At 69.4% G+C, this 23,891-nt stretch carries 19 protein-coding genes; 4 read left to right on the top strand and 15 right to left on the bottom strand.

Annotated features, from left to right (window positions below; all coding sequences use genetic code 11):
• Nucleotides 1-11: 11 nt before the first annotated feature.
• From WBG06_RS03600 to WBG06_RS26505, 8 genes are all read right to left on the bottom strand, one after another.
• Nucleotides 12-1,151: an MlaD family protein gene (locus WBG06_RS03600; RefSeq protein WP_336735140.1), complete on the bottom strand. Its 1,140-nt coding sequence runs from the start codon at nucleotides 1,149-1,151 to the stop codon at nucleotides 12-14.
• Nucleotides 1,151-2,536 (bottom strand): MCE family protein, encoded by a 1,386-nt coding sequence (locus WBG06_RS03605; protein ID WP_336735141.1) that lies wholly within the window; start codon nucleotides 2,534-2,536, stop codon nucleotides 1,151-1,153. The genes WBG06_RS03600 and WBG06_RS03605 overlap by 1 nt, the downstream gene beginning before the upstream one ends.
• Nucleotides 2,536-3,576 carry an MCE family protein gene (locus tag WBG06_RS03610; RefSeq protein ID WP_336735142.1) on the bottom strand — a complete coding sequence of 347 codons (1,041 nt, stop codon included), beginning with the start codon at nucleotides 3,574-3,576 and terminating at the stop codon, nucleotides 2,536-2,538. The genes WBG06_RS03605 and WBG06_RS03610 overlap by 1 nt, the downstream gene beginning before the upstream one ends.
• Entirely contained in the window at nucleotides 3,573-4,586 is a 1,014-nt protein-coding gene (locus WBG06_RS03615; RefSeq protein WP_336735143.1) for an MCE family protein, read from the bottom strand. Before WBG06_RS03615 ends, WBG06_RS03610 begins: the two co-directional genes overlap by 4 nt.
• Nucleotides 4,586-5,617, bottom strand: a complete 1,032-nt coding sequence (locus WBG06_RS03620) for an MlaD family protein (RefSeq protein WP_336735144.1) — start codon at nucleotides 5,615-5,617, stop codon at nucleotides 4,586-4,588. The genes WBG06_RS03615 and WBG06_RS03620 overlap by 1 nt, the downstream gene beginning before the upstream one ends.
• 79 nt (nucleotides 5,618-5,696) lie before the next feature.
• Entirely contained in the window at nucleotides 5,697-6,977 is a 1,281-nt protein-coding gene (locus WBG06_RS03625) for an MCE family protein (protein ID WP_336735145.1), read from the bottom strand.
• Nucleotides 6,974-7,816 carry an MlaE family ABC transporter permease gene (locus tag WBG06_RS03630; RefSeq protein WP_336735146.1) on the bottom strand — a complete coding sequence of 281 codons (843 nt, stop codon included), beginning with the start codon at nucleotides 7,814-7,816 and terminating at the stop codon, nucleotides 6,974-6,976. The genes WBG06_RS03625 and WBG06_RS03630 overlap by 4 nt, the downstream gene beginning before the upstream one ends.
• Nucleotides 7,816-9,585 carry an ABC transporter permease gene (locus WBG06_RS26505; protein ID WP_442945405.1) on the bottom strand — a complete coding sequence of 590 codons (1,770 nt, stop codon included), beginning with the start codon at nucleotides 9,583-9,585 and terminating at the stop codon, nucleotides 7,816-7,818. Before WBG06_RS26505 ends, WBG06_RS03630 begins: the two co-directional genes overlap by 1 nt.
• 301 nt (nucleotides 9,586-9,886) lie before the next feature.
• Between WBG06_RS26505 and WBG06_RS03645 the strand changes: the two genes are divergently transcribed.
• The 4 genes from WBG06_RS03645 (at nucleotide 9,887) to WBG06_RS03660 (ending at nucleotide 14,526) form a co-directional block, all read left to right on the top strand.
• Entirely contained in the window at nucleotides 9,887-11,107 is a 1,221-nt protein-coding gene (locus WBG06_RS03645; protein WP_336735147.1) for a PucR family transcriptional regulator, read from the top strand.
• Nucleotides 11,108-11,132: 25 nt separating this feature from the next.
• Nucleotides 11,133-12,137, top strand: a complete 1,005-nt coding sequence (locus WBG06_RS03650; RefSeq protein ID WP_336735148.1) for an HAD family hydrolase — start codon at nucleotides 11,133-11,135, stop codon at nucleotides 12,135-12,137.
• A 112-nt stretch (nucleotides 12,138-12,249) separates the two neighbouring features.
• Nucleotides 12,250-13,470, top strand: a complete 1,221-nt coding sequence (locus WBG06_RS03655; RefSeq protein ID WP_336735149.1) for a lytic transglycosylase domain-containing protein — start codon at nucleotides 12,250-12,252, stop codon at nucleotides 13,468-13,470.
• A 192-nt stretch (nucleotides 13,471-13,662) separates the two neighbouring features.
• Nucleotides 13,663-14,526, top strand: a complete 864-nt coding sequence (locus WBG06_RS03660; protein WP_336735150.1) for a GTP-binding protein LepA — start codon at nucleotides 13,663-13,665, stop codon at nucleotides 14,524-14,526.
• A gap of 423 nt (nucleotides 14,527-14,949) precedes the next feature.
• Here WBG06_RS03660 and WBG06_RS03665 read toward each other — a convergent pair whose 3' ends face one another.
• From WBG06_RS03665 to WBG06_RS03695, 7 genes are all read right to left on the bottom strand, one after another.
• The gene (locus tag WBG06_RS03665; RefSeq protein WP_336735151.1) at nucleotides 14,950-17,199 is read right to left on the bottom strand and encodes a transglycosylase domain-containing protein; all 2,250 of its coding nucleotides are present in this window, start codon (nucleotides 17,197-17,199) and stop codon (nucleotides 14,950-14,952) included.
• A 138-nt stretch (nucleotides 17,200-17,337) separates the two neighbouring features.
• On the bottom strand, nucleotides 17,338-18,231 hold the full coding sequence (locus tag WBG06_RS03670; RefSeq protein WP_336735152.1) for an Abi-alpha family protein: 894 nt from the start codon (nucleotides 18,229-18,231) through the stop codon (nucleotides 17,338-17,340).
• A gap of 10 nt (nucleotides 18,232-18,241) precedes the next feature.
• Entirely contained in the window at nucleotides 18,242-19,564 is a 1,323-nt protein-coding gene (locus WBG06_RS03675) for a hypothetical protein (RefSeq protein ID WP_336735153.1), read from the bottom strand.
• A gap of 81 nt (nucleotides 19,565-19,645) precedes the next feature.
• Entirely contained in the window at nucleotides 19,646-20,662 is a 1,017-nt protein-coding gene (locus WBG06_RS03680) for an Abi-alpha family protein (protein ID WP_336735154.1), read from the bottom strand.
• On the bottom strand, nucleotides 20,659-21,954 hold the full coding sequence (locus tag WBG06_RS03685; RefSeq protein WP_336735155.1) for a hypothetical protein: 1,296 nt from the start codon (nucleotides 21,952-21,954) through the stop codon (nucleotides 20,659-20,661). Before WBG06_RS03685 ends, WBG06_RS03680 begins: the two co-directional genes overlap by 4 nt.
• A gap of 264 nt (nucleotides 21,955-22,218) precedes the next feature.
• Entirely contained in the window at nucleotides 22,219-22,653 is a 435-nt protein-coding gene (locus WBG06_RS03690) for a heat shock protein transcriptional repressor HspR (RefSeq protein ID WP_336735156.1), read from the bottom strand.
• Nucleotides 22,653-23,840, bottom strand: a complete 1,188-nt coding sequence (locus WBG06_RS03695; protein WP_336735157.1) for a DnaJ C-terminal domain-containing protein — start codon at nucleotides 23,838-23,840, stop codon at nucleotides 22,653-22,655. The genes WBG06_RS03690 and WBG06_RS03695 overlap by 1 nt, the downstream gene beginning before the upstream one ends.
• Nucleotides 23,841-23,891 lie beyond the last annotated feature (51 nt).

The following is a 23,891-nucleotide window of genomic DNA, read 5'->3' on the forward strand; positions in this document are numbered from 1 at the left end:
CGTTGATGTGCTCATCGCTCCCCCATCAGTCCGGCGAGCGTGGTGGGGACGCTAACGGTCCCCGGCTCGGCTGTCTCGGTCTTCGTGGTTTTCGGTACGTCCTGGCAGCCCGCCGCCTCGTTGAACGGTTTGCCCTTGCTGACATCCGTGCCGGCCCGCAGCTCGGTCCCCTCATACCCGGAGACGCACGGCGGTGGGTTGAAGAACGACGGCATCAGGCTCAGCCGTGGTCCTTGCGAGGTGTTGATCGCCCAGCCGATGCTGACCGCCTCCGGCACCGTCACGAACGTCGACTCGAGCGCGGCGGCGTTGGTCCCGAAGAGGGTGGCGGGCGTGACCAGGTTGCTCATCAGGATGCCGAGCGGCTGCCCGACCTCCTTGACGAGCAGCGAGATCTCGGCAGCCGCGCCAGGGGCGGCGCCGATCAGCTCGCGCAGGTCCTTGTCGGAATCGGCCAGCGTCGAGGAGAAGAGCGCGAGGTCGTTGCTCCACGCCTTGATGCTGGTCGCCGACTCCTCCTGGGTCGCGAGCACCTGGTCGGAGTTGCGGATCAGGCTCGCCGAGACCAGAAAGTTGCGGTCGGCCTCCTGCTGGAACGACAGCGACGTGTCGATCAGCTTCCGCAGGTCGAAGCCGGCGCCCTGGGACAGCAGGTAGGACTCGTCGATCGTCGTCACCAGCGCCTCCTCAGGCACCGAGGCGACGAAGTCGCGGCCGGTCTCGATGACCTGGGAGGCGTCGTACGGCAACGCCTCCTCCCCCGCCGAGAGCCGGTCGCCGTCCGAGAGCCGCGACGTCCCGACCGCGCCGCCACGGAGGTCCAGATACTGCTCGCCGATGGCCGACCGGTTGGCGACCTTCACGGTCACGTCGGACGGGATGGCCGGGGCGTCGCCCTCGATCTCCAGGACCGCCCGGACGCCGTCCGAACCTGCCTCCAGGGACGTCACCTCGCCCACGGGCACTCCGCGGTAGGTCACTTCCGAGTTGACGAAGAGTCCGCCGCCCTCGGGCAGCGAGACGTCGACGCGATAGGGCTCCTCGAACAGGTCGAGGCCGACGTAGCGGGCGCCGACGTAGCTCGTGCCCAGGAGGGCCAGGGCGACGAAGGCGCTGAGCTTGACGTGTACGCGTCGGGTGAGTCGTTGCATCACTCGCTCCCTTCCACGGAGCCGGCGTCAGGGGCAGCGCCTTCCGGCGAGGAATCGGAGGTCGCCGGCTCCGACCCGGCCGGCGAGCCGGACGGCGACCCGGGGGTATCGGAGGGGGACTCCGACGGGTCGGACGAGGACGACGGTGAGGACGACCCGGACTGCGAGGGGTCCGAGGACGAGGACGACGAGCCCCCGTCAGAAGGCAGGATCGACTCCCCCGGGATCGCGGGCGAGGACGACCCCGGCACCGGCGAGCTGGTCGACGGCAGCAGTCCAGGCGGCGCACCCGAGGTCCCGGACCGCGAGGCGCCTGCTCCGCCGAACTCGCCGTCGTCCACCGGCTGCAACCATTCGCAGCCCTTGGCCTGGCAGCCTTCAGGAGTGCGGAAGTTCGTGATCATGAACAGGTTCATGTAGTCACCGCGGATCGCGTTGAGCACCTCGTCGGGGAACGGGTAGGTGAAGAGGATCTCCAGCGCATAGGGCAGGTCGGAGCCGGCCTTGGCGAGCTGGTCGAGGATCGGGTCGAGCAGCTTCAGGTCGGCGACGATGTCGTCCTGCGCCTGGTCGAGGGTGCTGATCGTGACCTTGGACAGCTTGTCGAGAGCCTTCAGCATCGCGACCAGCTGCGGCCGCTGGTCGACGAGCACCTGCATGCCGGGCGAGAGGCCTTCCAGGGCGCTGGCGATCTTCGTCTTGTCCTTCTCCAGCGTGACCGCGAGCTGGTTGAGCGACTCGATGGCGGAGGTGATCGAGGCCGATCGAGAGTCGAGGACGGAGACGAACCGGTCCATCTCGGCCAGGAAGGCCTTGATCTCCTCGGGCCGACCGTCGGAGATCTTCTGCATCTCGCGGGAGATCTCCTGGAACTGCGCGATCCCGCCGCTGTTCAGCACCATCGACAGCGCCCCGAGCACCTCCTCGACCTGAGCGGCCGCGTCGGTGTCGCCGCGCCCGAGGACCGCACCGTCGCCCAGGGGCGAGCCGGCCACCGGCGTGGCGGGGCGGATCAGCGCGACGTACTTCTCTCCGAGCAGCGAGGTCTGCTGCAGCCGCGCCGTGGTGCCGGCAGGGAGCTCGACGTCCTCCCTGACCACCAGCGACACCCGCGCGCTGCGGCCGTCCTCGGCGAGGCGGATCTTGGAGACCCGGCCGACCGCGACGTTGTCGACCTTGACGCTGGACTGAGGGACGAGGTCGAGGACGTCGCCGAACTCCGCGCTCAGCGTGATCGGGTCCTCCCCGACGTCGGCACCGCCGGGCAGCGGCGCCTCGTAGACACCTCCGCTGACGGCACCGAGACCGCAGCCGGAAAGAGTCAGTGCGGCAGCGGCAAGGACGACCGCGGCTCTCGACAGGCTCGGCCACCGGATCATGGTCATCACTGCTCCTCTCCCGTTCCGGAGCCGACACCGGGCAGCAGGACCGGCGGTGCGTCCTCCGAGGTCTGCCCGGTCAGGCCGTCGCCGGACCAGACGCTCAGCTCGTTCAGGTTGGTGCGACCGACCAGGGTGTTGGAGCCCGGGTCGTAGGCGTTGACGAACTTCTGCAGCACCAACGGGATCGTGGCGACCGCCTCCTCGAGCGACTCGTTCTGGTCGACGAGGACCTGGGTCGGCCCCTGCAGGTCCTCGACGCTGGTGCGCATCTGGCTGCGGTTGTCCTCGATGAACGTCTCCAGCAGCGCCAGCGCCTCGCCGAGGTTGCTGACCGCGGAGGCGAGATCGTCGCGGTCCTCGGCCAGATAGTCGGTGACCTTCGCGAACCGGCGGTTGGCATCACGGACACCGTCGTCGTGCTCCAGCAGCGTCTTGTTGAAGGAGTCGAGGTTCTCGACGGTCGCGAAGAAGTCCTGGTCGACGTCGGCCAGGGTCGCCGACGCGTCGGCACCTTCCCGGATCACCTGGTTGATGTCGGAGCCCTGCCCGTCGAGGTTGGCCGCGATCACCTCGAGGAACCGCGACAGCGCACCGTTCCGGTTGGCACCGTCGGGACCAAGCTGCTTGCCGGTCTCGGTCAGCGAGGCGTAGAGATCGTCGATCTCGACCGGCACGGCCGTCTCCTCGATGACGGTGCCGTCGCGGAGCTCGGGCCCGTCGACGTACGGCTCGGTGAGCTGCACGAAGCGGTCCGAGACCAGTGTCGGGGCCACGATCACGGCTTCGGTGTCCGCGGCCGCGGTCTGGCCGGGGTCGAGGGTCATGGTGACCTTCACGTGTTCCCCTGCAGGGGTCACCGAGTCCACCTTCCCGACAGGCACACCGAGAATCTGCACGTCAGAGCCGGGGTAGAGGCCGACGGAGGCTTCGAAGAGCGCGGAGAAGGTGGTCCCACGATCTCCCTTTCGGATCCCGTACGCAGCACCCCACCCGATCGCACCGACGACCGCGATCACGAGCAACCCAGCGATGACCCGTCTCATCTCGTCCCTCCCGGCTTGCAGTCGCGGGTGACGTCGTTGTCGAGCACCGGCGCGTTGTTCTCGTCGAAGAGACCGCAGCCGTAGACGTCGATCCAGGGACCGTTGCTCATCGAGGCACCGACGACGCGGTAGTAAGCGCCGATCTGGGAGAGCGCCTTGTCGAGGTGGTCCTGGTTGCGCTGCAGGATGACGGCGACCTGGTCGAGCTTGTCGAGCGCCGGCTGCAGCCGCTTCTGGTTGTCCTTGACCAGTCCGGTGACCTGCGTGGCGAGGTCGTCGGTGTAGGTGAGCATCTGGTGGATCGCCTGCCGGCGCGCTGCGAGCTCCTCGAGGAGCTTGTCGCCGTCCTCGATCAGGAGCCCGATCTCCTGGTTCCGCTCGGTGAGGGCACCGGTGACGGTGGTCGTGGTCCTCATCAGCTCGGCCAGCTCCTGGTCCCGTGAGGAGATCGTGCGGGAGAGCCGGGTGAGGCCGGAGACCATGCCGCGTACGTCCTCGGGAGTGTCCTCGAAGACCTCCGACAATGCGTCCATCGACTCCTCGACCTGGGCCATATCGATCTTCTCGACGGTGGTGGAGAGGTCGGAGAAGGCGGCGTTGACGTCGTAGGGCGTCGTGGTCCGAGACACGGGGATCGGGTCGCGCAGCTCTCCCGAGCCGCCCGGGTCCAGGGCGAGGAACTTGCGCCCGAGCAGTGTCTTCACCTTGATCGACGCGGTCGTCTGCGAGCCGAGCGTGACGTCCTCGGCGCGGAACCTGATCAGCACCTTGTCACCTTCGAGCTCGAGCGAGGAGACCTCGCCGACCTTGACCCCGGCGACCCGGGCCTCGTCGCCGGGCCGGATCCCGGCGGCCTCGGCGAAGTAGGCCTCGTAGGTCTTCCCACCCCCGATGACGGGAAGGTCCTCGGCGTTGAACGTGGCGATGAAGACGCCGGCCATGGCGAGGATCCCGACCACCGCGATGACGATCTTGTTGCGTTCGGCGAACGACTTCGGATAGCGGGCCATCATTGGCACCTTCCTGCCGGCGAGTCCACACCGAGGTCGCCGTAGTAGCCCTCGGGTTTCGGGATCCGCCCGTCGATGGAGCAGATGTAGAAGTTGAGCCAGCCGCCGTAGGAGGCCATCCGGCCGATCGCGTCGGTCTTCTGCGGCATGGTGGTGAGGAACTTCGTCAGCGCCTCGTCGTTCTCGGCGAGGTTCTCCGACACGTCGCCGAGGGAGTCGATGGAGTCGCGCAGCGGCTGGCGGCCCTCCTCCAGGAGACCGGTGATGCTCTGCGAGAGCGATCCCATCCCCTTGATGGTCGAGCCGAGGGTCTTGCGGTCGGCGGCCAGGCCGGTGACCAGGCGCTGCAGCGTCACCAGCGTGGTGTCGAGCATCCCGGTGCGCTCGCTGACCACCTCGAGCACCGAGTTGAGGTTGGTGATCAGGTCGCCGATCACCTGGTCCCTGTCGGCGAGCGTCGAGGTCAGCGAAGCGGTCGAGGAGAGCAGCGACTCCACCGTCGCCCCCTCCCCCTGGAAGACCGCGATGATCTGCGCGCTGAGGTTGTTGACGTCCTCGGGGTTCAGGAACTTGAACAGCGGCTGGAAGCCGTTGAAGAGCATCGTCAGGTCCAGCGCCGGCCGGGTCTCGTCGAGCGAGAACGTGTAACCGGACCTGAGCGGGTCGCCACCCGGAGCGCCTGGTTCGAGGGCGATGTACCGCTGCCCGATCAGGTTGCGGAAGCGCAGCTCGGCCCGGGTGCCTTCGACCATCGGCGCCGACTCGGCGGCGGTGAAGACGACCTCGGCGGTGTCGTTGTGGCGCAGCCCGATGGACTGGACGGTGCCGATCTTCACCCCGGCCATCCGCACGTCGTCGCCCTTGTTCAGGCTGGTCACGTCGGTGAACAGCGCCGTGAACGTACGCCCCGACGAGCTCGACCCGTTGGAGATCGTCGTCGCCAGCGCGGCCATCGCCAGGACCGTGACCAGCGCGAAGACCACCGACTTGGTGAGCGTCACCGCGGCCGAAGCGCCACTGTTCATCTTCATCGGGCCACCTCCGTGGCGCAGGCGCAAGGATACGGACGCGGCCCGATGTGACGTCGATTGGTCGCTCGCTGACGCTCGCTCATCGCACGATCACCTCCGTGCCTCGCAGAGTGGGGCCGAGCAGCAGGCTCGACCAGGTCGGGTACTCATCAGGTGTCATGCCTTCCGCAGGTGCCATCACCTCGGCGATCAGCTGGTTCTCGCCCTTCGAGTTCTGCTCGCCCAGGCCCCTCGTCGCACCGAAGGTGCGCACCCGGTCCGTCGGCGGTGCCTCGATCTGCTCGACGGTGTCGGCCGTCCCGGTGACCGCCGGCTGGCTGCCGGTCTGGCCGGTGACGTACGGACATCGCGGACCGCCGGTGCGCAGCTCTGGCACATAGCCGGGCCGGTAGGGCTGGCGGATGTCGGTGACGCTGACCAGAGCATGGATCCCGGGTTCGTCGGTGTCCTTGCCGAGGTTCTCGGCCATCTTCGGCGCGTAGTCGCGCAGCGCGCTGAACAGGCACGGGAAGGACGAGGCGTACGGGCTGACCGCGCGCAGCGCGTCGCGCGAGGTGTCGGAGAGCACCACGATCGTCTCCCGGTTGCGCTCAAGCCACCGGTCGCTGTCCCGAGCCGTCGTGGTCACCGACCGGAACGTCTCGGCGAGCTGTTTCTGCTGGTCGACGAGGGTGTCAGCGGTCAGCGTCATGGTGTCCAGCGCGTCCAGCAGGTCCGGCGCGGCCTCCTCGAAGTGGCCCGCGACCCGTCCCAGCGCGGCGAGGTCGTCGGTCATCTGCGGCACCAGCGGGTTGAGCTTCTCCAGATAGGCGGCCCACGCCGTGAACACCTCGCCGATGTCGTTGCCGTTGTCGCGCAGCATCGTGGCCAGCTCGCTCAACGTCGCGTTGAGCTTGTGCGGCTGGATCGCCTTGAGCACCGGAAGCAGCTCGTCGAGCACCTGCTCCAGCTCGACCGCCTCGTCGGAGCGGTCCTGCTCGATGACGTCGCCGGCCTCGAGCTCCGGCCCGCCGGCCGTCGGCTGCAGGGCCACGTAGCGCTCGCCGAACAGGGTCTTGGGCAGCAGCCGCGCGGTGGTGTCGGACGAGAGGTCGGAGAGTACGTCCGGTTCCAACGCCAGGGTCAGCTCGGCGCCACCCTCGCGGGCCGAGACGGTGCGGACGGTGCCGACCGGCACCCCGCGCAGCTTGACGTCGGAGCCCTCCTGGAGGGCGTTGCCCAGGGTGCCCGTGGTCAGCGTGACCTCGGAGCGGTCGACGAAGGTCTGGTCGTAGGCGAGCCAGGCGCCGAGCGCCACCGCGGCGACCACGGCCAGGTAGCAGAGGCCGAGGAAGGCATCACGAGCTCTCGAGAGACTCATCCCGCGATCCTCACTGTCGTCGTCGCGCCCCACATCGCCATCGAGAGCGCGAGGTCGAGCAGCGCGACGACCACGATGGTCCGCCGCACCGAGCGTCCGACCGCGATCCCCACCCCGGACGGCCCGCCGCTGGCGTAGAAGCCCAGCCGGCAGTGGATCAGGATGATCAGGATCGAGAAGATCAGCACCTTCCCGAAGCTCAGCAGGATGTCGATGGGCGGCAGGAAGAGCTGGAAGTAGTGGTCGTACGTCCCGGCCGACTGCCCGTGGAACTGGACGGTCACGATCCGCGAGCCCCAATAGGACGTCAGGAGCCCGACCACGTAGAGCGGGATGATCGCCACGAAGCCGGCGACCACGCGGGTCGAGACCAGGTAGGGGATCGTGCCCAGCCCCATCACCTTGACCGCGTCGATCTCCTCGTTGATCCGCATCGCGCCGAGCTGCGCGGTGAACCCGGCGCCGACGGTCGCGCTCATGGCGAGCGCGGCGACCAGCGGGGCGATCTCGCGGGTGTTGAAGTAGGCGGAGATGAACCCGTTGAGCGTCGAGGTGCCGATCTGGTCGAGCGCGGCGTACCCCTGCATGCCGACGACCGTGCCGACGAAGATGCTCATCCCCGTCATCACCCCGATCGTGCCGCCGATGACCGCGAGCGCGCCGGTGCCGAAGGAGACCTCGGAGAGGATCCGGAGGATCTCCCGCGGATAGTTCTTGATCGCTGAGGGGATGCCCGCCAGCACCTTGCCGTAGAACCGGATGTCCTTCCCGGTCTGCACCAGCCCGTCCAACGAGCGGTCGAGCCGCGACCGCTTCTTCACCACGTCTACGGTCGCCATCAGGCACCCTTCCCAGGAACGAGCTCGAGATAGAGCGTCGTGATCACGAAGTTGACGAAGAAGAGCAACATGAAGGTGATGACGACCGACTGGTTGACCGCCTCCCCCACTCCCTTGGGCCCGGGCTTGGTGTTGAGGCCGCGGAAGGCGGCGACGAGGCCGGCGATGAGCCCGAAGAGGACTGCCTTGATCTCGCCCACCCACAGGTCGGAGAGCTGGGCGAGGGCGGTGAAGGAAGAGAGGTACGCCCCGGGCGTCCCGCCCTGGATGATGACGTTGAAGAAGTAGCCGCCGAGGACGCCGACGACGCTGACCAGGCCGTTGAGCAGCACCGCGGCGAGCACACACGCCAGCACACGTGGCACCACGAGCGCCTGGATCGGATCGACCGCGATCACCCGCATCGCGTCGATCTCGTCGCGGATCGTCCGTGATCCCAGGTCGGCGCAGATCGCCGCTCCTCCGGCTCCCGCGATGACCAGCGAGGTCACGATCGGCGCGGCCTGCTGTACGACGGCGAGGACGGAGGCGGCGCCGGTGAAGGACTGCGCCCCGATCTGCACGGTGAGCGTGCCGAGCTGCAGCGCGATCACCGCGCCGAACGGGATCGCGACCAGCATCGCCGGGATCCAGGAGACGGAGGTGACGAACCAGAACTGGTCGAGCAGCTCGCGGGCCGCGAACGGCCGTCGGAAGGCGGCTCGGAAGGTGTCCAGGCCGAGGGCGAAGAGCGCCCCGACCTGGTCGAACCCTCGGCTGAACGGGTCCTTGGTGCGTACCGCTACCGGGGCTCGGTCAACCTCGTCGTCGTCGGCGGTGTAGAGCGCTGCGGCGCCGCTGGCGACCCGTTCCGCGTGCCGCGCGGCACCCTCGCGGGGCGCACCGCTGGCGGGAGCGAGCTGTCGCGGCAGCACCTCGATGGCGCGAGCGCCGGCGCGTACGGTCGCGAGTCCCCCCGAAGGGTAGTAGGCCTCACCCTCGACGTAGTCGTCGTTGACGCCGTGGTCGGTCTCCTCGCTCATCCCGATCGGCCCGATCGGGTCGCCGCTCATGAACTGGGAGACGACCGGGTGGTCGGTGAGCAGGAACTCCTCGCGCGGGCCGTACATCACCAGCCGCCGGCGGTAGAGCATCCCGAGGTTGTCCGGGAGCGTACGGGCCAGCTCGATGTTGTGGGTGACCACCAGCATCGTGGCGTCGGTGGCCGCGTTGACGTCGACGAGGAGCTGGGCGAGGTTGGCGGTGCGCACCGGGTCGAGCCCCGAGTCGGGCTCGTCGCACAGGATGATCGAGGGCTCGGTGACCAGCGAGCGGGCCAGGCCGGCGCGCTTGCGCATCCCACCGGAGATCTCGCCGGGCAGCTTGTGCTCCTGACCCATCAACCCGACGAGCTCGAGCTTCTCGTTGGTGATCTGCTTGATCTCCGACTCGCGCTTCCGAGTGTGGGCACGCAGCGGGAAGGCGACGTTGTCGAAGACGCTCATCGAGCCGAAGAGCGCGCCGTCCTGGAAGAGCACCCCGAACCGCTTGCGCAGCTCCTGCCGCTGCGACTCCCGGGCCTTGACCATGTCGACGCCGTCGACCAGGCATCTCCCGGCCTCGGGCCGCAACAGCCCCATCAGCGACTTGAGGAACACCGACTTGCCGGTGCCCGAGGGGCCCAGCAGCGCGGTGATCTCGCCTGGGGGCAGCGTGAGGGTCACGTCGCTCCAGATGTTCTGGGACCCGAAGCTCTTGGTGAGCCCGGTGACCTCCACGGTGCCGCCCATCGCGGACCTCCCTGATCTGCCGAAGTGGGGTTCGTCTTGGACCGGGACAGTACGTGTGGCGCCAGTCACAGGGGAGAGGAAATCTATTCCCTCGGCAAATCAGGGCCGGGATTTGTCATGCGCATGACAAATTTGCCCCCGGTCGACGACGCCCGGGCGTCTCCAGGTCTCGAGTCGCCAGCCCGCGCAGCGGCACGGAGGTACCAGATTTAGGGGGCGGATTCGGTAAAGCCGTGCCATGGTGGTCGATACCTTCTCGGGCTTGTCGGACGAAGGAGCCTGACGTGCAACGGAGCACGAGATGACGCAGATGCAGCGGTCCTCCGGCCTGCCCGGGTCCGCCGTATGGATGTTGAAGAGCCTGGAGAGCGAAGTGCGGCCGATCGCTCTCCAGATCACCCGTCACCTGCGCGAGGTCCTGCCCGCCGAGACCGACGGCTTCGACGAGCTCATCTTCACCGCCGTGCACGGCGCGATGTCCCACTTCATCGACCTCGGCCTCGGTCGGTCAGCCCCCTACGTCGCCATCGACGACCACTTCCGCAAGGTCGGTTTCAAGGTCGCCGCGCTGGGCCAGGAACGGGCCATCGTCGACCGGGCCATCGACATGGCCACCACCGAGCTCTGGGACGAGCTGCGCCGCAGGGCGGTCGAGAACGAGCTCTCCGCAGCCGCGCTGAACGCGCTCAACGAGATGATGACGACCTACGTCGAGCACCTGTCCGGGCAGGTCACCGCGGGGTTCGAGGCCGGCACGGAGGCGCGTGACCAGGACAACGACGTCGCCCGGGCGCGGCTGATCGACCGGATGCTGTCGGGCGCCTCCGCCGCCGAGATGGAGGTGCAGGCGGCGCTGGGCGACTGGGAGCTGCCCGAGAAGGTGACCGTGATGGCGGTCGAGCTGCGCGACGGCAGCCGGATCACCGCCGACGCCCTGTCGTCCACCGCCCTCACCCGCCGGCGCGAGCCCACCCAGGTGGTGATCTGCCCTTCTCCGGACGCCGCGGTGGTGACCAAGGAGGTCCGGGCAGCGGCCGGGCCGAAGTCCCGGGTCGCCGTCTGCTGGCCGGTGCCACCCGAGGACGTACCCGCCGCCTGGCGCTGGGCGAACCGCGCCCTGGCGCTGGTCAACGCGCGCGTCATCCCGGCCAAGCCGGTCATCGACTGCCTCGCCTACCGCACCGAGATCTGGCTGCACGCCGAGCCGGTGATGCGCCGCCAGCTCGCCCAGGAGCTGCTCGAACCGCTCCTCGCGGAGTCGGAGAACTCCCGCGAGATCCTCACCGAGACCCTGCTCGTCTGGCTCGAGACCCGGGAGAGCGCGCCCGCGATCGCGGCCGTGCTCGGGGTGCACCCGCAGACGATCCGCTACCGCTGGAAGAAGATCAACGAGCTCTTCGGGGAGTCGCTGCGCGACCCCGACTTCGTCACCCAGCTCCTGCTGCTGCTCAAGGCGAGCGTGCCACTGTGGGTCGCCGGCGACCAGAGCGACTTCGACCGCTATCAGCAGCAGACCGGCTGACCCGGGCGTGAACATGGTGACGGAGATGGTCGTTCTCGTGGCTGGTGCGGCGATGGCGTACGTCCTGGGGCTGTTGTTCCCCCGCGTCGTCGCCGGCTGGTCCGGGCCACGACACGGGATCGAGTCGGTGCCCGGGCCGGCGTGGGCGGTGGCGGCCCGGGTCGATGCGGTCGTGCTCGACCGCTGGGGCACGGTGACCACCGGGCGCCTCAAGGTGACCACCGTCGACCCCCTGGACCCCGACGACGTACGCAGCCTGCGCTGGTTCGCGGGAGCGCTCGAGCACGAGGCCGAGGGCCCGCTCGCCCGCGCCGTCGCCCGGCTCGCGCCGCGCGGCAAGGTGACCCGTTTCGCAGCCGTCCCCGGCTGCGGGGTGCAGGGATCGGTGGACAAGCATCCCGTACGCGTCGGGCGGCCGTCGTGGGTCGGCATGGCCGACCGCCCCGACCTGGGCACGGTGCTCGGCGTCGAGCTCGACGACCGGCCGCTGGGCTATCTCGTCGTCGGCGACGAGCTGCGAGCCGACGCCGACGCGTCGGTGGCGCGGCTGGTCGCCGCGGGCGTGACCCCCGTCCTGGTCTCCGACGACGCCGCCCGGGAGACCGAGCACCTGGCCGCGGCCTGCGGCATCGAGCGGTGGCAGCCCGAGATCGCCGCGGAGAAGCGGACGCGGGTCGTCGCCGAGCTGCAGGAGCAGGGCCGGGTGGTGGCCTTCGTCAGCTCGCGCCCCGACGACGCCGAGGCGCTGGCCGCGGCTGACCTGGCCGTGGGCGGAGGTCGCGACGTACACCTGGAGGACCTCGACGCCCGGCACGTCGCCAACCTGCTGTCGACCGCGCGCGGGGTCGTCTCCGGATCCCGATGGGCCGGGCCCGTCTCGCTGGTCCCGGCCGTGGCCGGCGCGGTGGCGACGGCACTGGGCGTCGGGTCGGTCGCGATCGCGGCCGGCGTCGCGCTGATCTGTGTGGCGACGGCGGCGGTGGTGGGAGCCGTCCCGGTGCTGAGATCCGAAAACTTGTCACGTACGTGAGTAATTTCGGGCTTTCTTCGCGCGAATCTTCCGCTGGCGGTTGTGACGGGGCTCACTGGATGGCTTGATCGGGTCACCGACCGCCGTCGCCCACCTGAGGATGTGACCGAGGATGACCCCACGACCCGGTCTGCTGATCAAGGCAGCCGCGATCCCCGTCGCCGCTGCCACCGCCGCCTGGACGATCCACGCGATCCAGGAAGCCCGGCCGCTCGACGCCTCGGCCGAGGTGAGCCGGGTGCCGATCGACGTACCGGAGCAGGAGCTGCGGCCGCCGGTGAGCGTCTCGGCGGTCAAGCCCCTCCCGAAGGCGACCCCCACGCTCGCGGCCAAGCCGGCCGGATTCGCTGCGAACGCAGCTTCGGGCATGATCCCCGAGGTAGCGCTCGCGGCCTACCAGCGGGCGGCCTCCGTGCTCGCCGACGCCGACCCGCGCTGCGGGCTCGACTGGTCGCTGATCGCGGCCATCGGCCGGGTCGAGTCCGACCACGGGCGCGCCGGCGGCAACACGCTGTCCGCCACCGGCGTCGCCACCCCGGGCATCTACGGCGTACCCCTCACCGGGGCCGGCGCGACCGCGCGGATCACGGACACCGACGGCGGGTCCTACGACCGTGACCTCACCTACGACCGTGCCGTCGGCCCGATGCAGTTCATCCCCTCGACGTGGTCCGAGGTCGGTGTCGACGCCGACGGTGACGGTCGCCGAGACCCGCAGGACGTCGACGATGCCGCGCTCGCCGCGGCCGTCTACCTCTGCTCCGGCTCCGCCGACCTGTCCACCGAGGCCGGGCAGCGCTCGGCGGTGCTGCGCTACAACCACAGCCAGGCGTACGTCTCCGCCGTCCTGCAGATCGCGTCCGGCTATCGCCTGGGCACGTTCGAGGCACCCACCGGCGTCGTCCTGCCCGCTGCGCAGATCCCGGTCACGTCCTCCTCCGACCTCGAGCCGCTCTCGGGAGCCACGCCCAGCGCGCAGCCTCCCCGGCGCTCCCCCGGCGGGTCCACCGCGGGCGGAGCCACCGGTACGCCCAGTGGTGGGTCCACCACGCCTTCGGTCCCGTCACCATCGGCCTCACCCTCCCCCGGTGGTGGCGGGTCCGTCGTCCCCTCGCCGACCTCCGACCCGGACCCGACCGGCTCCCCCGCTCCGACCGACGATCCCACTCCCACAGAGACCCCCACCGAGACACCCACCGTGGATCCGACACCCACGGAGACTCCTTCCGAGACTCCTTCCGAGACCCCGACCGAGACGCCGTCCGCCACCGAGTCCGCCACCGAGGGGGCGGGCGAGTCGGGCGGGGCGGACGGCGCCGCCGGGACGCCCTGAGACTCGGCCTCTGAACGTGTTGGCCTCGGCACGCCCGCTCGCGCTCCGCCTGACCATCCCTCTCCTATGGTCGGGCCTCGGGAGCCTCCCTCACGGTGTGTGTCGAGGCCAACACTCCTAAATCGCATTACAACCCCGGGTGCGACGGGCACACTGGAGGCGCTGCCTGACCCACCACCAGGAGCCGCCTCCATGCAGACCGAAAACGACCGTCTCGTCGCTCATGTCGCGCGCCTCGGCGAGGAGCACCCGCCGATCCCGATGGACTCGGTCGACTTCACCGTGAACGACCCGGCCGGGTTCGGCGCCCGATTCGGCCATGTGCTCGACTACATGGCGCGCGTCGAGCTCGAGGTCGACCGCAACGTACTCGAGATCTCGACCATGCTTCCCAACCCGCCCGAGGTGGACAAGCGGTTCTACGCCGAGGTGTGGCAGCCTCAGGAGATCCAGCACGGGTTGATCCTCGACCGGCTCCAGCAGATCCTCGGCCGCCCGCCGGCCACGACCGACCTCGAGCACGTCGGGTTCAAGCTGAGGGTGCTCGGCCTGCTGGCCCACCTGGAGCCGTTCCAGGACGTCTGCCGGATGCTCTACTACCTGACCGGGATGGCCACCGAGCGGTCCGCCGTGATCGCCTACAACCTGCTCCACGACGGAGTCATCGAGACCGGCGAGCACGCCGTCGCCGAGACCGTCATCGCGCCGATCAAACGCCAGGAGCCCGGCCACTACGCCTTCTACCAGCTCTCCGCCCGCGCCCACTGGGCGACCCTCGCCGCCTGGCAGAAATGGCTGGTCAGGCGCATGCGCCGGATCTCCTTCGCGCCCGTCGGGGTCAACAACGTCACCCAGTTGGCCGACTTCGGCAACGTCATGGAGACCCTGGGGGTCGATCACGAAGGCCGCGACCTCGCCGCCGACGTGGCCCGGGTCGAGCAGGAGCTCCTCTGGGCCCGCGACCGCGGCCTCCCAGTCCCCGACTACGTCACCCGCGCCTTCCGGGAGGCCGTCGAGGCGGCTGCGGCGCGGCGCGCGGGGGGTATGTTCGTCTAGGTATGCAGCCGAACTGTCACATCCCACGCGGAACTCCGCCAGGGAAGTGGCGGTTGACCTGCATACCTAGACGAACGGCCGCCGCCCCGCCTGCGTGCTCACCGGGGCCGCTCGTCGAAACGTACGGCCCCGGCGGGCGCGGCGCAGCGGAGCGTACGTTCATCTAGGTATGCAGCCGAACCCGCACTCCCCACGCGGAACTCCACCAGGGAAGTGACGGCTGACCTGCATACCTAGACGAACGGCCGCCGCGGCGCCTGCTTGCTCACCGGGGCCGCTCGTCGAAACGTACGGCCCCGGCGGGCGCGGCGCAGCGCAGCGTACGCTCATCTAGGTATGCAGCCGAACGGTCACATCCCACGCGGAACTCCACCAGGGAAGTGGCGGTTGCCCTGCATACCTAGACGAACCGCCACCGCGCGCCTACCCGCGCCACTTCGACACGAGCATCTCGACGGTCGCGCCCTTGAGCGCCCGGCTGGCGGGAGCGGTGCCGACCACGGTGCCCTTCTTCCAGTGCGACCGGACCCGCTTGCCGACGACCGGCTTGAACCCGGCCGCCTTGAGCCGGGCGGTGGCCTTGGCGACCGAGAGCCCCTCGACCTTCGGGATCTTGACGCCCTTGCCGTTGACGACCGCGGCGCCGGGGCGTACGAAGTTCGCGGAGCCGAGCTTGCCGTCGATCGCCCGCATCGCGTCGGACCACATCGGACCGGCAACGGTGGATCCTGACGCCGAGGCGACGTAGCCGCCGCGCAGGCGCTGCCCGTTGAGGGTGACCCAGTTGCCCTCGTAGTCGGCGCCGGCGATCATCGAGGCGGTCGCGAGCTTCGGGGTGTAGCCGTTGAACCAGACCGCGCGGTTGCTGTTCGTGGTGCCGGTCTTGCCGGCCGACGGCACGCTCAGCGCGAGGCGCTGCCCGAAGCCACCGGGCTGCAGTACGCCGCGGAGGATGTCGTTCATGGCGTCGGCCGTGCCGGCGCGCATCACCTGCTCGCACGAGGCCGCGTACTCCTTCATCGTGCTCCCGTCGGGGCCGATGATCGCGGTCACCGGCCGCGAGTCGCAGTGCTTGCCGCGGGCGCCGAACGTGGCGTACGCCTCGGCCATCTCCAACGGGGACACGTCGACCGGGCCGAGGGTGAAGGACGGCACCCGCTCGTGGGCGGGGTCGGTCAGGCTGACACCCATCTTCTTGGCGAGCGTGTAGGGGGCGCAGACGCCGGTGAACTGCTCGAGCCGGACATAGAAGGTGTTCACCGACTCGCGGGTGCCGGTGTAGAGGTTCTTGTTGCCCGAGGTGGTCGAGTTGCCGACCGGGTAGGGGTTGGGACTGAAGTTGCCCTCGCCGGGGCAGTTGGCGAAGGAGGCCTGGTTGAACGTCTTGCGAGGCGGCGAGGGGATCGACTGCTTGAGCGGGAAGCCCTTCTCGATCGCCGCAGCGCCGACGAACACCTTGAACGTCGACCCCGCCTGGAATCCGTTGGCGTCGCCGTATTCCTTCGGCACCAGGTAGTTGAGGTAGGACTCGCCCTTGCGACGGTTCTCGCCCATCGGCCTCGACTGCGCGAGCGCCTTGACCTGGCCGGTGCCGGGCTCGACCATCGCCAGCGCGCCGACGGCGTTGTCGGTCGGCGAGACGCGGTTGCTCACCGACCGCTGCGCGGCCTTCTGGAAGCTCGCGTCGAGGGTCGTCTTGATGGTCAGGCCGCCGGTCTGCAGCAGCCGCCAGCGCTCGGCCTCGGTCGCACCCAGCGACTCGTCGGCGAGCAGCCACTGCAGCGCGTAGTCGCAGAAGAACTCCGCCGACGACCCGAAGCACCCGTTGCGGCTGTCCTGGACGTTGAGCCCGAGCTCGCTCTCCTTGAGCGACTCGGCCTCGGCCCGCGGCAGCTCGCCGACCTGGGCCAGCCGCTCGAGGACCAAGTTGCGCCGGGCCAGCGTGGCGTCGGGGTAGTCGGTCGGGTCGTAGCCGGTCGGGTTCTTCACCATCCCCGCGAGCATCGAGGCCTGGCCCCAGGTCAGGTCGGCGGCGTCGACGCCGAAGTAGTGCTTCGCGGCCGCCTGCACCCCGTAGGCGGAGTCACCGAAGTAGGCCGCGTTGAGGTAGCGCTCGAGGATCCAGTCCTTGTCGTGATGCTCCTCGAGCCAGATCGCGTAGCGGAGCTCGCGAATCTTGCGCGCCGTGGACTTCTCGATCGCCGCGGCCCGCTCCTCGTCGGTGTCGGCGCCGTAGACGAGCGTGGTCTTGACCAGCTGCTGAGTGATCGAGGAGCCACCCTGCACCGAGCCGGACTCGGAAGCCGAGTTGCGCAGCAGCGCCCGCAGCGTGCCCTTGAGATCCATCGCGCCGTGCTCGTAGAAGCGGCTGTCCTCGATCGCGAGCAGTGCCGTCGGCATGTGCGGCGAGATCTCGTCGAGCGACTTGTAGGAGCGGTTCTGGTCGAACAGGGTGGTGATCACCTTGCCGTGCGCGTCCAGGATGCGCGTGGTCTGCGACAGCTCACCCATGTCGATGTCGAGCGGCAGCTCGTCCATCGCCTCGGCCCCTGACTTGGCCGCGACCCCCGTCAGATGGATGAACGGGATCGCCAGTCCGGAGGCGACCAGCCCTGTCACCGCGGCCACCCCGATGAGGGCCGCGAACCGGGTCACGACACGGTGGAAGGGCATGGGACGAACGACTTTGCGCGCCAAGTGAGGGGGCTCCTACCCAGGCCTCGAGCCAGGTCCGGCGAGGGTTGCTGAACGATCGGGGAACAGGCCCAGAATACCGGACGGGCCCACATCCCCGACCTTCCCCGCACTCGGTCAGGCCTTGGGCAGGTCCGCCCCGCCGGTCACCGGCGCCTGGTGCTCCGGGTAGGCGGACTCGGCCGAACCCTCGTCCACCAGGGTGGTGCGCCCGAAGGCCTCACCGAACGGCGTCAGGTGCACCGAGCGGCGTACGATCTTGGCGAACTTCACCGAGTGCAGCGCCTCCAGCACGTCGGGCTGCGCCTCGAGGACCTGATACTCCAGCGGGTCGGGCAGCGGCTCCTTGGAGAACCACACCAGCCCCAGCCGGAACAGGTTGTTGAGGTAGGCCGGCACCCGCTCCGGATAGCGCACGCCGCTGCGCCCGGCGATCATGGTGAGACCGGGCGCGATCATGGTGCTGCCGACGAGACCGGCCGGTCCCCCGGTGCGCACGTCGACCGACGGTTGAGGTCCCGCCTGGAGCAGGTAGAGCAGCATCCGCGCCTCGTCGGGCGCGAGCTCGTCGAGGATCCGTCCGTACGCAGGGTGCCCCTGCTCATCGGCCCAGACGTCACGGGACCGGTCGAGCAGCTCCGCGCCGCGACGGCGCAGGACCGGCAGGGAGTCCGGGGACGCCTCGGTCTCGCGCGTACGGGCGAGCACGACGTCGTGGCCGGCGTCCTCGTAGTCGGACGAGGAGAGCTCCAACGCCGGCTTCGGGCCGGGCATGATGATCTGGGCGGCGGTGCCGGCGACGATCCCCACGGCCTCGGCGGCCTCCCGCACCAACCCCTGGCGTACGTCCTGGTCGACCATCGCCCGGGCGACCCTGAGGCCGGCCCGGCTGGAGGTGCGCAGCCCCCACCCGGCGGTGTGCCAGGCAGCGCCTGCCGCCACCCTCGCCAGGCCGGGAGCGGTGTCGGCCACGGCGGAGGCGGTCGGGACGACCTTTCGCAGAAGACTCATGACGCCTCGCTCATGTCGGAAAGATGAGAAGGTGCAGGAAGCCGCCCGCGAGCCCCATGATCGCGCCATGGGCGTAGAGCATCCATTCGTCCTCCTTGATCGCTGACCTCATCATGTCCACGAAATCGCCCGGTGGAAGCTCCTTGGTGCGCCGCGCGACCAGGTCGCGGATCTTGTCCGCCTGGTGGCGACTGAACCCGGGGTCACGGAACGGCACCAGCGTACGGTCCGCCGCCTCGTTGGCGACCGAGGTGCTGATCCGGTCGAACCGCTCCGACCCGAGCGCTATCCGTACGGCGCCCCGGTAGGGCCCGGCCGCGCGGTCGACCGCGGGCATCAGGGCGTTGATCAGCAGCTTGCGGGTGGCATCGCCGCGCGGACCGTCGAGCAGGAAGTCACCGATCCGCTCGAGCGTGATCACGTCGGTGGCGATGATGTCGGCGTAGACCTCGGCCGCCTGCTCCTGGCGGCGCGGGAAGAGGCCCTGCACCTTGATCCCGAGGACCCGACGCGGCTCGGCGGGCTCGAAGATCAGCCACATGCCGAGCAGGTTGGTCACCCAGCCGACGACCACGCCGAGCACGGGAAGCAGCCACCACACGTGGAAGGTCTGGTCGATCAGCGCCACCGGGATGCCCAGCAGGAACCCGAAGATGAACCCGAAGGCAACCATCAGATTGAGCTCGCGCTGGCCGAAGTCACGGAAGATCCGGACCACCAGGGCGGGGTTCTTGCGGAAGTGGTCGATGACCATCAGCTTCGGGTCGAGCAGCTGGTCGATGTGCACCCCGATGTCGTCGGTGACCTTGTGCACGATGGTCGGGAGCTGCGCCTGGACCCTGGTCACGATCGCGTCCTTGACCGCTTGTGGCAGGTCGCGCCAGAGCCGCGGATGCTCACGCATCATGATCTGGTCGACCAGCTCGGGCACCTCGGGACGGAACGTCTCGACGATGTGCGTGGCGATCTCCGAGGGGCCGAGCTGCTGGTAGAAGTCGCTGGGGGTGCCGAGCTTGGCGATCGCCTTGTCGACGGCGATCGAGCCCATCTTCGCGGCGCGCGCGGGGATGATGCCCTGCCAGCCGAGGCCGCCCTGGGCGAAGCCCGGGACCTCCTGCAGCTTGTGCGGCAGCACCCTGGTCAGCTCCCGCAGCCCGGGCACCTGGAACCCCTTGAAGGTGAGCGGGGCGAAGAGCATGTAGAGGCCGGACCAGTTGATCAGCCAGCCGATCACTCCGGTGAAGATCGGGATGGTGATCAGCGAGAGCCAGTGGACGTGGGCAGCCCAGTCGTCGAACCAGCCGACCAGCGAGTCCTGCCACTCCGGCGACATCCGAGCTCCTTCCGCCAGAGTTCCAAACCGTCAGTATGCGTACCCTACCCACAGGCGAACGCACTCACCCCGAAGCGTCTGCTATTCGGTGGGTGATTCCGTCGCCGCGCTGGGCGGGATCTCATGGCTCGGCAGCCGGGGGAGGTCCTCCGCATCGGCGAAGCAGGCGCGGGCGAAGTCCTGTCCGAACGGGGTCAGGTGGATCGAGCGCCGCTTGATCCGGGCGCCGCTCTTGGCATGACGAGCCTCGAGTACGTCGGGCTGCGCCTCGACCACCTGATAGCGGATCAGGTCGGTGACCGGCTCCTCGGACTGCCAGACCAGGCCGAGCCGGGTCAGGTTGTTGAGGTATTGCGGAACCAGCGACGGGTAGCGAACGCTGGCCTGCGCGCCGATCATCGTCAGCCCCCGGGCGATCATCCGCGACCCGCGCAGATGGCCGATCAGACCTCCCTCGACCACGTCGACGGCCGGCTGCGGGCCGTCCTTGAGCATCAGCACCAGGATGCGGGCCTCGTCGGGGGCGAGCTCGTCGAGGATGCTGACGAAAGCCGGGTGGCGCTCGTTCTCGTCCCAGACGTCGCGCGAGCGGCGCAGCAGCTCTTCGCCGCTCCGCCGCAGCCGGTCCGGACCGGCGCCGGGCGCCACTCCGTTGACCCGCGCGGCACGTCCCTCCATCGCCGCCTTCGCGTTCTCGGTCGCCGGCAGGGCATAGCGCTCCAGCAGGCCGGTGATCGGGTTGCCCCTCGCGACCCGCTTCGCCACACCGGTCACCTCGCGCGCACTGGCCGCCACGTCCTCGGTGAGCCGCACCGCCTCGTTGGGGTCGACGACCGCCTTCGCCACGCGACCGACCCCCCGGACGTACGTCTTCAGGCCCCAGCCCGCGGTATGGGCCACCGTGACCGCTGAGATCCTGAGCAGGCCCGGCAGCACGTCCAGCGTCTCGTCGATGAGACCGCCGCTCGGAGCCGGGGTGGGCAGGCGGTGCATCCCCTCTCGGCCCTCCACGAGCTGCTCCTGCGGCTCGATCGAGGGGGCGGCGTAGGTCTCCGGCCGCCGGGCGGTGGGCTCGGTGTTGATGTGGAGCGCGCTCACAGCACGTTCCACCATTCGAAGACGGCGACGTGCAGGAACCCGCCCGCCAGACCCATGATCGCCCCGTGGGCGTAGAGCAGCCACTCGTCCTCCTTGATCGCTGCCCTCATCATCTCAACGAAGGTCCTCGGCGGGAGGGACCTGCACCGCTCGGCGATCAGGCGGCGGATGTTGCACGACTGCTGCTGACTGAAGGCGGCGTCGCGCATCGGAGTGAGGGTGTAGTCGACCGCGTGCTCGGCGACCGAGGACCGGATCGCGTCGAACCTCCTGGCCCCCACGGCGACCCGGACCGCGGCATGGGCCGGCCCGATCGCGGCGTTCACCGCTGGTTCGAGCGCCGCGGCCAGCATCTGCCGGGTGCGGTCGCCGGAGGGCCCGTTGAGGAGGTGGTCGCCGATGCGCTCGAGCGTGATGACGTCCTGGGCGATGTGCTTGCCGTAGACGTCGGAGGCCTGCCACTGCCGCCGGGCGAAGAGCGCCTGGATCTTGAACGGGCCGATCCGGATCGGGTCGGCGGGCTCGAAGATGAGCAGCATGCCGAGCACGTTGGTCGTCCAGCCGACCAGCACGCCGAGGATCGGCAGCAGCCACCAGATGTGGAAGGCCTGGTCGACGACGGCGACCGGGATGCCGAGCAGGAACCCGAACACCGCTCCGAAGACGACCATCATCCGCAGCTCGCGGGCGCCGAAGTCCTTGAAGATGCGCACGATGATCGACGGGTCCTTCTCGAAGTTCTCGATCACCATGATCTTCGGGTCGAAGAGCTGGTCGATGTGGTTGCCGATCTCGACGGTCACGCCACCGACGACCTCGGGGAGCCGGTCCTGGACCCGCTCGATCACCGTCGCCCGCAACGGCCGCGGCAGGTCGCGCCAGAATCGCGGGTGCTCACGCCACATGATCTCGTCGACCAGGAACGGGATCTCGGGCCGGAAGACGTCGACGATGTGGGCGGCGATCTTGTCCGGCTCGAGCCGCTCGTAGAAGTCGCGGGCGGTCGCCATCTGCGACAGCGCCCGATCGACGGCGATCGAGCCCATCTTCGCGGCCCGCGCGGGCACGATCCCCTGCCAGCCGATGCCACCGCTCAGGATGCCCGGGATCTCCTGGATCTTGCGTGGCAGCGACCCGGCGATCTGCCGGAGCCCCGGCACGGTGACCCCGTGGAAACGGATCGGGGAGAACAGCATCCACAGCCCCGACCAGTTGATGAGCCAGCCGATCACGGCGGTGAAGACAGGTATCGACCAGAACGCGAACCAGTCGATCTCCCATGCAGAGAGCATGCTGAAGAAACCCCATATTTCCGAGAGAGCGCTTGCGACGTCAGGCGCTGGTCCGATCCTGCCTGACAGGCGATAAAAGTGGAAGGACCCGGCGGGTCCGTCTCGGGTCGGCTCCACCGGGTCCGCCGCGCGTGCCCCGACCATATGGGGGTTGGTCCGACACTCGCGGCTCGTTCATCAGTATGCGGGCACAGCACCAACATCGGTGGCACCCAAAATCCACAACTCGCCAACAAATCTGTCAAGCGATCAGTTGGATTTGTGCTAGTGACGCTGGCGTCTCCAGACCACGACGGCCGCCGCGGGCGGGTCCTGGCGAACCGCAGGAAGCCTGCTGGTCGAGCCCTCCGGTTTCGGCGCGGCAGCTTGCGCCTGGGCGAGCGCCTCGCGGGTCGCGGCGAGCTCGTGCAGCAGCTCCTCGTTGCGGTGACGCAGGGCGTCGACGTGCTGCTCGAGCGCCAGGATGCGGCGCACCCCCTCGATGCCGATGCCGGCCGAGGTCAGGTCCGCGATCGAGCGCAGCCGCTCGATGTCGTGGAAGGAGTAGCGTCGCCCGCCGCCCCCGGTGCGCCCGGGGGTGATCAGGCCGAGCCGCTCATAGGTGCGCAGCGTCTGCGGGTGCAGCCCGGTCAGCTCCGCGGCCACGCTGATCACGTAGACCGCGGCATCCGGAGCCGGGCTGCCGAATCCGTCGCTCATCATGACTCCTCGAGAAGAGACGTACGCAGTGGCTTACCCGCCATGGCAGCGCGATAGGCCTCGACAGCGGCCTTGGCGTCGGCGTCGAGCACCGCCGGGATCTGCACCTCGACGGTCGCGAGCAGGTCGCCCACGGTGCCGTCGGCACGCCGGAAACCCTTGCCGCGGACCCGGAAGGTGCGCCCGTTGGGGGTGCCGGCAGGGATCCGCAGCGTCACCGGCGAACCGGACAGCGTCGGCAGCTTCGCCTCGGCGCCGAGCGCCAGCTCGTCGAAGCCGACCGGTACGTCGATGGTGAGGTTGTCGTCCTTGCGGCCGAAGACCCGGTGGGGCGTGACGTGGACGGTGACGTAGAGGTCACCGGCCGGGCCGCCGTTCTCGCCCGCAGCGCCCTTGCCCTTGAGCCGGATCCGCTGCCGGTCCTTGACGCCCGCCGGGATGCGCGCCTGGATGGTGCGCGCGGAGGTGCCACGGCCGGAGCCGCGGCAGGTCGGGCAGGCCTCGTCGTAGATCAGCTGACGGCCACCGCAGCGCGGGCAGGTCTCGTTCATCGAGAACGCACCACCGACCGAGTTGACGACATAGCCGGCGCCCTCGCACTCCGGGCAGACCCGCGGCTTGGTGCCGGGCTTGCCGCCGGTGCCGTTGCAGTCAGGACAGGCGGCGTCCGAGGTCAGCCGCAGCGAGATGGTGACGCCCTCGAGCGCGTCGGTGAACCCGATCGTGGCGCTCGTCTCGACGTCGGCGCCCTTGATCGGACGAGCCCTCGGGGCCGTACGCCGCCCGCCGAAGCCACCGGCACCGCCGGCGCCACCGAAGAGGTCGCCGAACATGTCACCGAGACCACCGCCCTGGGCACCACCGGCGCCGAAGAGGTCGTCGAAGTTGTAGCCGCGGCCGCCACCCGTGCCGAAGCCGCCGGGGAAGCCGCCGGAGGCACCCAGGGTGCGCACCTCGTCGTACTTCTTGCGCTTCTCGGCGTCACCGATGACGTCGTAGGCCTCCGCGACCTTCTTGAACTTCTCGTGCTTGGCGTCGTCGCCGGGGTTGGAGTCGGGGTGGTTGGCCCGCGCGAGCTTGCGATAGGCCTTCTTGATCTCGTCGCTGGAGGCGTCCTTCTTGACACCCAGCTCGGCGTAATAGTCCTTGTTGATCCAGTCCGGCCGGATCCCGTCGTTATCAGCCACCTAGCCCCTCCTCCCTTCTTCTCGGTGGCCGAGCCCGCCGATGCCCGGACA

The sequence above is a fragment of the Nocardioides sp. CCNWLW239 genome (genome assembly GCF_037137035.1).
In the GTDB taxonomy this organism is placed as follows: domain Bacteria; phylum Actinomycetota; class Actinomycetes; order Propionibacteriales; family Nocardioidaceae; genus Nocardioides.